The organism is Serinibacter salmoneus (genome assembly GCF_002563925.1).
GTDB lineage: Bacteria > Actinomycetota > Actinomycetes > Actinomycetales > Beutenbergiaceae > Serinibacter > Serinibacter salmoneus.
On the sequence record NZ_PDJD01000001.1, the window covers coordinates 2,867,108 to 2,879,660 of the forward strand.

11 protein-coding genes are annotated in these 12,553 nt (G+C 71.1%); 8 read left to right on the forward strand and 3 right to left on the reverse strand.

Annotation, left to right across the window (positions count from 1 at the left end):
* Positions 1 to 74 precede the first annotated feature (74 nt).
* Both ATL40_RS12780 and ATL40_RS12785 read left to right on the forward strand, forming a co-directional pair.
* A complete protein-coding gene (locus ATL40_RS12780; protein WP_098469875.1) occupies positions 75 to 1,958 on the forward strand; it encodes a vWA domain-containing protein in 1,884 nt (627 codons plus the stop codon).
* Positions 1,959 to 1,999: 41 nt separating this feature from the next.
* A complete protein-coding gene (locus ATL40_RS12785) occupies positions 2,000 to 2,878 on the forward strand; it encodes an LppM family (lipo)protein (protein ID WP_098469876.1) in 879 nt (292 codons plus the stop codon).
* A gap of 93 nt (positions 2,879 to 2,971) precedes the next feature.
* Here ATL40_RS12785 and pgi read toward each other — a convergent pair whose 3' ends face one another.
* Complete coding sequence (pgi, locus tag ATL40_RS12790; RefSeq protein ID WP_098470489.1) at positions 2,972 to 4,651, reverse strand: glucose-6-phosphate isomerase; 1,680 nt, start codon at positions 4,649 to 4,651, stop codon at positions 2,972 to 2,974.
* A gap of 217 nt (positions 4,652 to 4,868) precedes the next feature.
* On the opposite strand from pgi, the gene ATL40_RS12795 reads away from it, so the two are divergent.
* The 5 genes from ATL40_RS12795 (at position 4,869) to ATL40_RS12815 (ending at position 9,716) form a co-directional block, all read left to right on the forward strand.
* Positions 4,869 to 5,552 (forward strand): LppM family (lipo)protein, encoded by a 684-nt coding sequence (locus ATL40_RS12795; RefSeq protein ID WP_143556981.1) that lies wholly within the window; start codon positions 4,869 to 4,871, stop codon positions 5,550 to 5,552.
* A gap of 97 nt (positions 5,553 to 5,649) precedes the next feature.
* On the forward strand, positions 5,650 to 6,972 hold the full coding sequence (locus ATL40_RS12800; RefSeq protein WP_098469878.1) for a uracil-xanthine permease family protein: 1,323 nt from the start codon (positions 5,650 to 5,652) through the stop codon (positions 6,970 to 6,972).
* Positions 6,973 to 7,184: 212 nt separating this feature from the next.
* Positions 7,185 to 8,246 (forward strand): LacI family DNA-binding transcriptional regulator, encoded by a 1,062-nt coding sequence (locus ATL40_RS12805; RefSeq protein WP_245867094.1) that lies wholly within the window; start codon positions 7,185 to 7,187, stop codon positions 8,244 to 8,246.
* A gap of 233 nt (positions 8,247 to 8,479) precedes the next feature.
* Positions 8,480 to 8,911 (forward strand): Hsp20/alpha crystallin family protein, encoded by a 432-nt coding sequence (locus ATL40_RS12810; protein ID WP_098470490.1) that lies wholly within the window; start codon positions 8,480 to 8,482, stop codon positions 8,909 to 8,911.
* A gap of 457 nt (positions 8,912 to 9,368) precedes the next feature.
* Positions 9,369 to 9,716 carry a hypothetical protein gene (locus tag ATL40_RS12815; protein ID WP_098469879.1) on the forward strand — a complete coding sequence of 116 codons (348 nt, stop codon included), beginning with the start codon at positions 9,369 to 9,371 and terminating at the stop codon, positions 9,714 to 9,716.
* Positions 9,717 to 9,842: 126 nt separating this feature from the next.
* Here the strand turns inward: ATL40_RS12815 and ATL40_RS12820 are convergent, their stop codons facing one another.
* A complete protein-coding gene (locus tag ATL40_RS12820; RefSeq protein WP_098469880.1) occupies positions 9,843 to 11,366 on the reverse strand; it encodes a CotH kinase family protein in 1,524 nt (507 codons plus the stop codon).
* Positions 11,367 to 11,462: 96 nt separating this feature from the next.
* Between ATL40_RS12820 and ATL40_RS12825 the strand changes: the two genes are divergently transcribed.
* The gene (locus ATL40_RS12825; RefSeq protein ID WP_098469881.1) at positions 11,463 to 12,086 is read left to right on the forward strand and encodes an MBL fold metallo-hydrolase; all 624 of its coding nucleotides are present in this window, start codon (positions 11,463 to 11,465) and stop codon (positions 12,084 to 12,086) included.
* Positions 12,087 to 12,119: 33 nt separating this feature from the next.
* On the opposite strand, the gene ATL40_RS12830 is transcribed toward ATL40_RS12825, so the two are convergent.
* Positions 12,120 to 12,545 (reverse strand): DUF6630 family protein, encoded by a 426-nt coding sequence (locus ATL40_RS12830; protein ID WP_098469882.1) that lies wholly within the window; start codon positions 12,543 to 12,545, stop codon positions 12,120 to 12,122.
* Positions 12,546 to 12,553: the final 8 nt, after the last annotated feature.

Consider the following 12,553-nt stretch of genomic DNA (forward strand, 5'->3'; position numbering starts at 1 on the left):
CCGTCCCATCCAGATCACTTTGTTCCCGATCGCAACTCTTGCGTTTGCGGTTGCAAATACTCTACGGTCTCGACATGCGCACTCGACGACGCTCACTTATCATCGCCACCCTCCTGGGGCTGGCGTTCCCGACCTCCCTCCTGGCACCCGCCCTCGCCGACGCCGAGGCCACGGATGCCGACTCGCAGTTGATGATCGTGCTGGACTCCTCGGGGTCGATGCTGGAGGAGACCGCCGACGGGAACACCCGCGCGGATGCCGCCACGGCGGCGCTCCTGGATGTGGTGGATGCCCTCGGGAACTCCGCGCAGGTGGGCCTGCGGCAGTTCGGCGCCACTGCCACAGGCATGGACAACCCCGAGTCCTGCACCGACTCCCAACTCACGGTTCCCCTCGGCACCGACAACCGAGATGCCCTACGAGCGGCCGCACGCGCCTACGAACCCTACGGCGAGACGCCGCTGGGCCACGCCCTCTCCGAGGCCGGTGGCGACCTCGGGGAATCCGGCCAGCGGTCCATCCTGGTGATCTCCGACGGCGAGGCCAACTGCGAGCCCGACCCGTGCGAGGTCGCACAGGACCTCGCCGCCCAGGACATCGAGACCCAGATCCACGCCATCGGCTTCCAGGTCACCGGCGAGGCGCGGGACGCCCTGCTGTGCATCGCCGACGCCGGCGGTGGCCAGTACTACGACGCCTCCGACACCGACAGCCTGACGGCGGCCCTCCAGCGCGTGACATTCCGCGCCATGCGTTCGTTCGAGGTCAGCGGCGAGGAGATCGAGGGGACGCCCGACACCTCCGTGGCCCCGACCCTCACCGCGGGCACGCGCTACCTCACGCCGATCCCCGCCGAGGGCGATGTGCGTCACTTCCGCATCGAGCGGGAGATCCCCGGATCGCAGTTGTGGGCGTCCCTGAGCAGCGAACGCGAATCCATCGGCATACCCGCGAGCATCGAGTTCCTCGGTGGCGCGGCCGGGGACTGGGAGCGGTGCGGGAACGACCTCTCGACGTCCAGCAACGTCTCCAGTTCCCTGCAGGTCCACACCGCGATCGCCTCCAGTGACCCCGAGCCGGAGTGCTCCACCACGGACAGCCTGATCCTGAAGTTGGAGAACTTCTTCGGTGCCGAGGGAGCCGAGGGCCTCCTGTCCGAACTCACGATCATCGAGGAGCCTCCCGTGGCCAACCTCGCCGTGCTCCCGGGCGCGGTCGAGGAGCCGGAGGCGTGGGTGGATGTCGCCAGCGCCGACGCCACGCAGATCCTCGGGGGCGTCAGCCTCGCGGAGAACCCTGAGGTGACCACCGGCACCTACGCCTTCGATCTCCTGCCCGGCGAGAGCGCCCTGTTCCACTCGATGCTCGACTGGGGTCAGAGCCTGCAGGTGCGCACCTCGCTGAACGACTACTCCGACCTCACCCTCTTCTCCCCCACCGGCGACTCCGTGACAGGGCACTCGATCGACGTCAACGGCGTGGACACCTCGAGCCAGGACCCCCGGATCGAGGGGTACCGCACCGCGCCGGTGAACTACCGCAACCGCGAGTCCAACGCCACCGGCGTGAAGGAGCTCGCCCTCCCGGGCGCCTACACCTTCGCCATCGCCCGCAACGAGTGCATCGGCTCGTGCAGCGAGCCCGGACCGATCACGGTCACCATGGACGTCCTGGTGGACGGCGAGGTCGCCGAGGGACCGGGCTACCTGCTGCCGGAAGGTGTGGAGACCAGCGAGGCGCTCGCACCCGAGGACCCCGAGAACCCCGAGGCCGGCGACGGCGATGGGGTCTCCGACGGCGACGCCGCCGCCGCCGAGGAGCAGGGAGACGTCTCCTCCTCCGGCACCACAGGCGGCGGCAGTGGCTCCGCCGTTCTCCCGGTCGCGCTCGGCGTGGTCGGCGCAGGCGTCCTGCTCGCCGGGATCTGGGCGCTCCTGCGCCGTCGTCCCACCGCCTGACCCGCACCACGACTCACCGCTCGTCCGACCCTGGGGGAACCATGACCACGCATCCGCGCACTCACCCGATCCACACCACCGCCACCGCCACCGGGCACCCGACCACCCCGGGGCGCCGCTTGCGCAGCGGTGGGATCGCCGTCGCCCTCCTGGCCACGGCCACCCTCCTGACCGGCTGTATGCGCGCCACCTACGACCTGGAGGTGGACGGCGACCTGAATGTCTCCGGGGAGATGCTCGTCGCCATCCAGGCGAGCGCCCTGGAACGCTTCGGATCCAGCGACCAGGACATCTGGCAGAACACCCCCGAGGTCATCCCGCCGGGCGCCACCGTCGAGGTGTACGACGAGGACGGCTACGCGGGCTTCACCGTCCGGCTGCAGGACGTGCCGGCAGCGGAGTTCCTCGACGGCGGTGATCTCGCCACCGACGGGGAGACGTTCTTCGTCCTCGAGCGCGAGGACGACGTGATCTCCTTCGACATGGAACAGCCCATCACCCATGAGCTGGAGAGTGACGCGAGCCTTCCCGGACTCGACTCCACTTCGATGATCGACGAGGCGTGGGTGGAGATCACCTTCCCCGGGCCGGTCATCGAGGCCGAGGGCGCCGAGATCGACGGCAACACCGCGCGGTGGGACCTGGCCGAGCACCTCGGCCCGCTCGCTGCCACCGCCGAGGTGGACGCGGGCTTCCCATGGCCGATGATGCTCGGCGTCATGGGCGGACTCACCGGGGTGGGAACAGCCGCACTCCTCCTCGCCCGCCGCGGCGGGACGCGCGCGCAGACCCGAGCGGAACAGATGCCGCCGGCCTACCTGCCCGGCGGGCACGGCAGGCAGCGTTGGGAGCAGCACGGCGTGGGGTCGGAGCCGACGAGCGGCCGGCCCCACACGTCACCGCCGGACACGGAGCACTGACCGTACGGCCACCGACCGCATCCACACCCGGAGGAACGAGATGAGGCCCGACGACGTCGTCGGGCCTCATCCCTCACCGTAGGGGAGGAGTGCCTACTTGCGGTGATCGGAGTAGTAGGCGAGCAGCGCCTGGGTGGAGGCGTCCTGCGCGGCCAGGGCTGCGGCATCGCCCTCGATCGCCGGGGCGATCTCCAGCGCCAACTTCTTGCCGAGCTCCACGCCCCACTGGTCGAAGGAGTTGATCCCCCAGATCGCGCCCTGCGTGAAGGTGATGTGCTCGTACAGCGCGATCAGTTCGCCCAGCACCCGCGGGGTGAGCGCGGGGGCGAAGATCGACGTGGTCGGCCGGTTGCCGGGGAAGGTGCGGGCCGCGACCAGGGCGCCCGTGGTGCCCTCGGCCTCCACCTCCTCGGCGGTCTTGCCGAACGCGAGGGCCTTGGTCTGGGCCAGGAAGTTGGCCAGGAACAGGCCGTGCACGTCCCGCTCGCCGTCCTTCAGCGGGTAGGACGGGTTGACCATGGCGATGAAGTCGGCCGGGATCAGCCGGGTGCCCTGGTGGATCAACTGGTAGAAGGCGTGCTGGCCGTTCGTGCCGGGCTCGCCCCAGAACACCTCGCCGGTGTCGGTCACCACGTCGGAGCCGTCCCAGCGCACCCGCTTGCCGTTGGACTCCATCGTCAACTGCTGCAGGTAGGCGGGGAAACGGTGCAGGAGCTGGGCGTAGGGCAGCACCGCGTGGGTCTGCGCACCGAGGAAGTTGGTGTACCAGACGTTCAGCAGGCCCATGAGGACCGGCACGTTCTCCGCCAACGGCGTGGTGGCCACGTGCTGGTCGACGGCATGGAAGCCCGCCAGGAACTCGCGGAAGACGTCCGGGCCCAGCGCGATCGCCAGGCTCGTGCCGATCGCGGAGTCCACGGAGTAGCGGCCGCCGACCCAGTCCCAGAACCCGAACGCGTTGTCGGTGTCGATGCCGAACTCGGCCACCTTCTCCAGGGCCGTGGACACGGCGATGAAGTGATGGGCGACGGCGCCCGTGCGGGAGGCGTCGTCGTCGCCGATGGCCCCGGCCCCGGCCAGGCCCTCCCACAGCCACTCCCGCGCGAGGCGGGCGTTGGTGAGGGTCTCCAGCGTGGTGAAGGTCTTGGAGGCGACGATGAACAGGGTGGTCTCGGGGTCCAGGTCGCCGGTCTTCTGGGCGATGTCCGTGGGGTCGATGTTGGAGACGAACCTGGCCTCGATGCCGGCGGTGGCGTACGGCTTCAGCGCCTCGAAGACCATGACCGGGCCGAGGTCGGAGCCGCCGATGCCGATGTTGACGAGGTGGGTGATCTTCTTGCCGGTGACACCGGTGAACTCGCCGCTGCGAACGCGCTCGGCGAACGCGGCGATGCGGTCCAGCACCTCGTGGACGTCGGCGTCCACCTGCTGGTCGTCCACCACGAGCGGCGGGTTGGCCCCCACCGGACGGCGCAGCGCGGTGTGCAGCACCGCGCGGTCCTCGGTGGTGTTGATGTGCTCGCCGCGCAGCATCGCCTCATAGCGGCCGGCCACGCCGGTCTGCTCGGCCAGGCGCACCAGGGCGGCGAGGATCTCGTCGGTCACGAGGTTCTTGGACAGGTCCACGTGGAGCTCGGCCAGGGGCTTGCTCAGCTTGCCGACGCGGGCCGGGTCTCCAGCGAACCAGCCGCGCAGGTCGGGGGTGAAGTCGGCGTGCAGGGCGGTCAACTCCGCCCAGGCGTCAGTGGTGGTGGGGTCGATCGGAGCGCTCATGCCCCAACCGTAGTCCGCGCGAGTGCCGCGCGCGCGGGCCGAGTGGTGGAGCCGGTCGGCCCGCCTCCCGGGCGCCGGGACTGGCAGGGCGAGCACGGCCTCGGTAGCGTGCGCCCAAGCCGTCACGACCACCGAGAGGCCCATGATGTCCGCAGCCACGACGACCGCTCCGCGCCGCACCCACCGATCGGGGAGGTCACGCGGTCTCCTTGCCGTGGTGGCGATCGCCCTGATGGGCCTGCTGACCGGGTGCATGAAGTTCACGACCGACCTGACGATCGACGCCGACCTGAACGTGTCCGGGGAGATCGTGTTCGGGATCGAGACCCAGGCCCTGGAGACCATGGGGGCGACTCCGGAGGACGTGGTCGGGGAGGCGCCCGAGGACCTACCCGAGGGGGCCACCTACGAACCTCTGGACGACGGCACCTACTCCGGGTTCGTCTTCGGCCTGGAGGGGGTGTCAGCCTCGGAGTTCACCTCGGGTGAGGGGGTGTCGGAGGCCGCGCCCGGCCTGTCCATCAGCGAGCAGGACGGCGTGATCACCTTTGCGATGGACTCACCGCTGGCGGAGCTCGAGGAGGAGTCCGCGGGCTCCGAGATGCCGTTCGATGCCACGAGCATGGTCGATGAGGCCTGGGTGCAGATCACCTTCCCGGGGCCGGTGACCGAGGCCGAGGGCGCCGAGATCTCCGGCAACACCGCGCGGTGGGACCTGACCGAGTACAGCGCCGCCGAGTTGACCGCGACCGCCGAGAGCGGCGACGCGGGCGGCCTGTGGCTCACCCTGGCGCTCATCATCGTGGTGGTCCTGCTCGCCGTGGCGGTGGTCGCCGTGATCATCCGCCGCCGTGGTGCGGCGCGCCGGCAAGGCACCTCGGGCCCGACATCCACGCCCTGAGCCCGACCGCCTGACCCGGACCCCCTGAGCGGGCGCGGCGAACACTAGGCTGGGCGCGGTTCCCCCATCCGCGCCCAGCCCGAACGAAGGTCTCGTCGTGCCCACTGCAGGCTCCCCCGCCACCGGTTCCCGCAATCCCTTCTCCTGGCGGGTCCACGGGGACGGTCGGACCGTCGCGCCCGGGACGGTGGTCACGCCGTCGGAGCGGCTGAGTTGGCCGCGCACCATCGGCATCGGCATGCAGCACGTGGTTGCCATGTTCGGCGCCACGTTCCTGGTACCGCTGATCACCGGGCTCCCGCCCGCGACCACCCTGTTCTTCTCCGGGGTCGGCACGTTCCTGTTCCTGCTCATCACGCGCGGGAAGGTGCCCAGCTACCTCGGTTCGAGTTTCGCCTTCATCGCCCCGATCGCGGCGGCTGAGGCCTCCGGCGGGATGGCGAGCGCGCTGGGAGGCGTGGTGATCGCGGGGGTGACCCTCGCCGTCGTCGGCCTCATCGTGAACTGGGCGGGGCACCGCTGGATCGACGTGGTGATGCCACCCGTGGTCACCGGCACCATCGTGGCGCTCATCGGCTTCAACCTGGCACCCGCGGCCTGGGGCAACGTGCAGCAGGCTCCGGTCACCGCCGTGGTGACAATCCTCGCCGTGGTGCTGGCGACCGTGCTCTTCCGCGGCATCCTGGGCCGGTTGGCGATCCTGGTCGGCGTGCTCGTGGGATACGTCGTGGCCCTCGTTCTCGGCGAGGTCACCTTCGAGGCCGTGCGTGAGGCAGCGTGGATCGGCCTCCCGGAGTTCACCGCCCCCACCTTCTCCATCTCCGTGCTGGGCCTGTTCGTGCCGGTGGTGCTGGTGCTGATCGCGGAGAACATCGGGCACGTGAAGTCGGTGGCGGCCATGACCGGGGAGAACCTGGACCCGATGGCCGGGCGCGCGCTGTTCGCCGACGGACTGGCCACCACGCTCGCCGGATTCGGAGGCGGCTCGGGGACCACCACCTACGCGGAGAACATCGGCGTGATGGCCGCGACCCGGGTCTACTCCACGGCGGCCTACTACGTGGCGGCCGCCACGGCGTTCCTGCTCTCCCTGTCCCCCAAGTTCGGTGCGCTCATCGCCACGATCCCGGTGGGTGTGCTCGGCGGGGCCGGCACCGTGCTGTACGGCATGATCGGCGTGCTCGGCGCCAGGATCTGGGTGCAGAACAAGGTGAACTTCGCCGACCCCGTGAACCTGACCACCGCCGCGATCGCCCTGATCATCGGCATCGCGAACTACACCTGGGTGGCCGGGGACCTCACCTTCGAGGGCATCGCGCTCGGCTCGGTGGCGGCCCTGGTGATCTACCACGTGATGCGTGCGATCGCGCGGTGGCGCGGCACCCACGCCGAGGCGGCCTCACCGGCCTCCCAGGTCTAGCGACCGCCTCCCGCGAGCACGGTGCGGGGCGTGCGCCGATCGGCGCACGCCCCGCACCGTGCCACCCGGTGGGCCGGGACGGCACGAGCGTCTGCGCCTGGCTCCTCCTCGTCGCTCAGGACGGAACACCAGGGAGCACCTGGATAGGCTTGCCGCGACGCACACCACGCCGCGGAACGGAGCCCCGCGGCTGACGACGACGGAGACGGACAGTGACGCAGGAGCACGGGGGCATCGGCGCGACCTCACCCCGCTCGCGGCCGCGCCTGATCGACGTCGCCGAGCGCAGCGGCGTGACCAAGTCCGTCGTCTCGCGCATCATGAACGCCGATCCCACGCTGCGCACCCGCCCGGAGACCCGCGAACGCGTGCTCGAGATCGCCCGAGAGCTCGGGTACCGACCCCACGCCGGCGCCCGCGCCCTCTCGGTGGCCCGCACCGGCACGCTGGCCTTCCTCATCCCGGACCTGACGAACACCGTCTACTCCACGATCCTGCGGGGAGCGATCCGCCGCGCGAGTGAACTCAGCTACGTCGTGCTGATCGCCGAGGATGCGGCGGAGTCCCCCGCCGGCGCCAACGAGTACGCCGACCTGGTGAGCACCGGGCGCGTGGACGGGCTCCTGGTCGGATCGGCGCGGCCCGACTCCCCCCTGCTGGCCAGCCTCGCGGGCGACTCGCGCTCCATCGCTCATGTCTTCGTCAACCGCGAGGTCCCCGGGTCGGGGCGCAATGTGGGGCTCGACATCGCCGGCGCCGCAGCCTTGGTGGTGGACTACCTGCACGCCCAGGGCCACACCGAGATCGGCCTCGTCTCCGGCCCGCTGGAGCTCCAACCCGCCCGCTCACGCATCGCGGGCTTCCAGGCCCGCATGGAGGCGCTCGGCCTGGACGGCAGCCGGGTCCGCACCGGACCGTTCAACGAGACCGGGGGCCACGGGGCCGCCACGGAACTCCTGGGCGCGCACCCGGAACTGACCGCCGTGTTCGGCTCCACCTTCGGCCAGTCGCTCGGCTGCCTGAAGGCGGTCACGCGCCTCGGCCTGAGCGTGCCAGGGGACGTCTCGGTCATCGGCTACGACGACCTCCCCGCCGCGGACTTCCTCATTCCCAGCCTCACGACCGTGGCGATGCCCCTGGACCAGCTCGGGGTCGCCGCCGTCGACGCCCTCGTGGCGCAGATCGAGGGTGCGGACCCGGCCGACGTCACCGTCACGGGCGGGAGTCACGTCGTCGAGCGCAACTCCGTCGGGCCGGCGCGCGCCCGGGCCTGACGGCGCCCCGATTCCGCCACACCCTCACTCCCCGTTCCGGCCCTCCAGGCGCGAGCACGGGCCACCTCCGCGCGCGCCCACACACTGCCGTTCGCCTTGAGTGAACTCCGCTCAACTTTGGCTGGCACTCTCGGTTGCGGAGTGCTAAAACAGTGGTGTACCGCCGACGGGAAACCCCGCCGACCAACCACACCGGGTCCGATGAGGACCCCGACACCGGAGGTGAGAAGGACATGGCCAACCGCTACGACCCCTTCCAGGAGCTGGACCGCCTCTTCGGCCAGATGGTCTCCTCGCAGCGCGCATCCGCGCAGATGCCGATGGACCTCTACCGCAGCGGCGACCACTACGTGCTGCGCACCGACCTGCCGGGCGCTGACCCCGGCTCGATCGACGTGAACGTCGAGGACCGCACCCTGACGATCCGCGCCGAGCGCAGCGCCGCCGAGGACAACGACGTGCAGTGGCTCGCCAAGGAGCGCCCGGTCGGCACCTACGCCCGGCAGCTCACCGTGGGCCGCGGCCTCGCGCTGGACAAGATCGAGGCGACCTACGCCGACGGCGTCCTCACGCTGACCATCCCGGTCGCCGAGGAGGCCAAGCCGCGCCGCATCGAGGTGCAGCACAGCGCGCAGAACGCGCAGCTGACCGACGCGGCGAGCTGAACGCGCAGCAGCGCCGCATCGCACAACAGCGAGGGCGCGGTGGGCCAGGTGCCCGCCGCGCCCTCGCTGCGTGTGCCGCCGCACTGTCCTCGCTGCCTGCGCCGCCGCGAGATGGTCCGAAGCCCGCGAGCGACGACGCCCGGCGGACCATCTCGCGGGCATCGTCGTCGCTCGCGGGCCGGAGGCGGCGGAATGAAGTGGACGACGGCGCGGTTGTCACCTACAGTGAAGGCTTCGTCCGCGACTTCGACGTCGCGACGAGATCGGCGGCGTAAGCCGCCAATCGCAGGGCCACCGGCCCCGCGAGGGCCACGAGGCCCCACCCGACCGTTCGGCCGACGCGGTGAGAACCCCCGCGGCCCCGGCACGCACCGCAGGTCTGGCAGCACTCATCACGCGCCGACCGCGAGCGAGTCGATCCCGGCGATCGGGCCGCACAGCACAAGGAGCAGGACCCATGACCACCATTCACCCCGATCTGACCACCACCCGCCCCGGCACCCTGGCGGGCGAGATCACGCTGGCAGCCGAGGCCGCGGCCCACGGCGTGCGCACCATGCTCGCGGAGCGCCGCGAACCCCGCCGGCCCCAGCCGCTCGCCTTCCTGGACGACGGCCGTCGCGTCTTCCTCATCGTCGACGCGGGCCGCGGCCGCCCGGTCGACCAGCCCCGCTCCTGGGGCATCGAGGTCACCCGTGACGGCGACCTCGTGGGCGACGGCGGAACCCACCTGGCCTTCCGCAGCACCCAGCCCCCGACGGCGCGCGCCGCCGAGCGCGCCACGCGCTTCCTCCTGGAGGGCTGAGACCGAGCCCGGCACCCCCGCTCGGGGGCGCCGGACCCCGGCAGCACGAGACGGCCCCCGGACCGCACACGCGGTCCGGGGGCCGTCTCGTCCCGGGCGGGAGGGGCCACCCCGGGACGCCTCATCTCACGCTGTCGCGCCGGGGTCGGCGGCGCCGGTCTCCTCGCGGGTCTCACTGGTGCGGGCCTGGACCTCGCTGGTCGCGTAGCCGAGGATCGACTCGGACTCGCTCTGCAGCGTGGTGGTGTCGATCAGGTCGGAGGCGCCGGCGGTCAGGACGTCGACCCAGGAGTCGACGGTCTCCTCCAGGAGCCCGGAGTCGTAGAGCTCCGCCTGCAGATCGGCGAGCGCCTCCTCGTACAGGGCGGCGAACTCCTCGTTCTCCAGGAAGCGGGTGGTGAGCTGGTTGTTCCCGCTCTGGGCGCCACCGCCGAAGCCACCGCCAGCGGCGTCGCCGGGCACACCACCCGGTGCGCCGCCCGGCCTCGCCGGCAGCTCACCCTCGGCCACACCCTCCGGCAGTTCACCCTCGGCCACACCCTCCGGCAGTTCACCCTCGGCCACACCCTCCGGCAACTCACCGGCGGCGCCGGGAGCAGCGCCGCGGCCACCGGGCACGCCGCCCCTCTCGCCGGGTGCGCCGCCCATCTCACCGGGCTGGCCGCCGCCGTTCTGCACCCCGAAGGCGAGGTTGTGGTCCCACGCCACCACGGTCATCTGACCGGAGGCGGGGTCGTAGTAGAGGTAGGAGTTGTTCCCCGGGCCGTCGATGTCATCGAAGTTGTCGATGAGGTCCTCCAGCGCGAGGTAGCGCGCGAAGGAATCGACGTCGAGCACCTCGGGGAGCTGCTCGGCGAACTCCTCGTCGGTGGTGTTGTTGACCACGTCCAGGAAGTCCACCAGCGGTTGGTAGTCCTCCTCGCCCTCCTCCAGGTCGAAGGCTTCGGTGTAGAGGTCGCCGTCCTCCCCCAACCAGGAGTAGTCGTACCCGCTCTCGGCCTTGTACAGGATGCCGTCGGAGGAGGGCAGCAGACCCGCCTCGGCGTTGCGCTCCAGCCAGGAGTCGTTGGGCACCGCGACCGTCAGCCGCAGGTCCTCCTCGCTCCCATTGATCGAGAACCGGGTGGCGCTGGACTCCTCGGTGGCCAGGCCCGCGTAGCTGAGCATCTCCAGGGCCACCGCCTCGTTCAGGGAGCTCTCGGTGTTGTTGGAACGCACCACGATGTCGGTGACGCCCTCGATGCTCTGGTCATCCACGTACTTGTCAGTCCGGATCCGCCACGGCAGGTCAGTGATCGGGGTGTCCAGCGTCACGCCCTGCAGGCTGGAGTTGCCCTTGAGCTTGATGCCCACGCTCTCGTAGGTCACGCCGTCGATCACCACATCGGCCTCGAGCCACTCCTTCTCGCCGGTGTCGAGGTAGGTCTGGATCATGGCCTCGACCTCGGCCTCGTCCACCAGGATCTCGATGGAGTGGACGGTGGAGGAGTCGAAGAACGATCCGTCGTCGGCCGCGAGGCTGACGCTGGTGACGCTCGTGGTGCCCGAGGCGGTGGTGGAACCGGTGGCCGCCGTGGAGCAGCCCGCCAGGACGAGGGCGATGGCTGCCGCAGTTGCGCTGATCGTGGTGAGGGAGGCTCGCTTCTTCATGGGGGTAGACAACCAGGCCGATATGGGACGGTTCTGGGGCGGCGCTGGGGGCTTCCTGGGAGTCGGGGGGGCGGCAGGACCTGTCAGGCTGGGTCCATGACCCTGCGCCTGGACCGTCACGTGAGCACCGCCCCCGCCGGCTCCCGCCGCCCCGGGCACGAGACCAACGTCCTCGTGGTGGGCGACGCACAGGAGTGCCTGGTGGTGGATCCCGGCCACCCGGACGAGGCCCTGCTGCCCCTGATCGACGGCCGCGACGTCGTCGCGATCCTTCTCACCCACGGTCACTGGGATCACGTGGGCGGTGCGCCGTGGCTGGCGGGGGAGACCGGCGCCCCGGTGCTGCTGCACCCCGCTGACCTGCCGCTGTGGCGGGAGACCCACGCCCAGGCCGTGCCCGACGGCGAGGCGAGCGATGGTCTGCGGCTCGCCGTGGGCTCCGGGGTACTCCAGGTGCGTCACACCCCCGGCCACACGCCCGGCTCGAGCATCCTCGTCGCGACCGATCTGGGACTCGCCCTAACGGGCGACACCCTGTTCCGGGGCGGCCCGGGCGCCACCCGTTGGGAGTACTCCAGCTTCCCCACGATCCTGGAGTCGATCGCCGCGACGATCCTCACCCTGCCGCCCACGACCGTGCTGGTGCCGGGGCACGGGCCGGACACCAGCGTGGCCGCGGAGGCGGGTGCGCTGGAGGAGTGGCGGGCGCGCGGCTGGTAGGGCGCGTCAGATCCGCCGCCGAATCAGGGCGCGCTAGTCGCCGAGCAGGTCCTCGATGAGCGCCTCGGCGTCGTCCAACGCGGAGAGTTCCACCACGGCCAACGGGTGGGCGTCCTCGTCCTCGGGAAGGTGCACGGTCGCGAGGTCCACCTCGGCGAGCACCTCCTCGGCCACGTCCACGCCCGCCGCGAGATCGCCGTCGACGTCCCCCACGCTCTCCAGGTCCACATCGGCGCGGACCACGCGCGGCAGCTGCGCGAGCGCCGCCTCGAGTTCCATCGGGCCGTCGCTGGCCTTGAGGTAGGCGAGCTCACCAGCGTCGTCCAGGCCGGAGAGGAACACCTGCCACACCCCCGCGGTGTCCTCCCCCTCCGCGAGCGCCTCGCGCACGTCGTCGAGCACCGCCGGGTCCTCGGCCACCAGGCCGCACAGCCGCTCCCAGGTCTGCTCCCTCGTCATGCCACCAG

Coding starts and splice junctions, on each gene's coding strand:
- ATL40_RS12815 (WP_098469879.1), top strand. CDS start 9,369: ATGACCACCATTCACCCCGATCTGACCACCACCCGCCCCGGCACCCTG.
- pgi (WP_098470489.1), bottom strand. CDS start 4,651: ATGAGCGCTCCGATCGACCCCACCACCACTGACGCCTGGGCGGAGTTG.
- ATL40_RS12830 (WP_098469882.1), bottom strand. CDS start 12,545: ATGACGAGGGAGCAGACCTGGGAGCGGCTGTGCGGCCTGGTGGCCGAG.
- ATL40_RS12820 (WP_098469880.1), bottom strand. CDS start 11,366: ATGAAGAAGCGAGCCTCCCTCACCACGATCAGCGCAACTGCGGCAGCC.
- ATL40_RS12825 (WP_098469881.1), top strand. CDS start 11,463: ATGACCCTGCGCCTGGACCGTCACGTGAGCACCGCCCCCGCCGGCTCC.
- ATL40_RS12810 (WP_098470490.1), top strand. CDS start 8,480: ATGGCCAACCGCTACGACCCCTTCCAGGAGCTGGACCGCCTCTTCGGC.
- ATL40_RS12780 (WP_098469875.1), top strand. CDS start 75: ATGCGCACTCGACGACGCTCACTTATCATCGCCACCCTCCTGGGGCTG.
- ATL40_RS12785 (WP_098469876.1), top strand. CDS start 2,000: ATGACCACGCATCCGCGCACTCACCCGATCCACACCACCGCCACCGCC.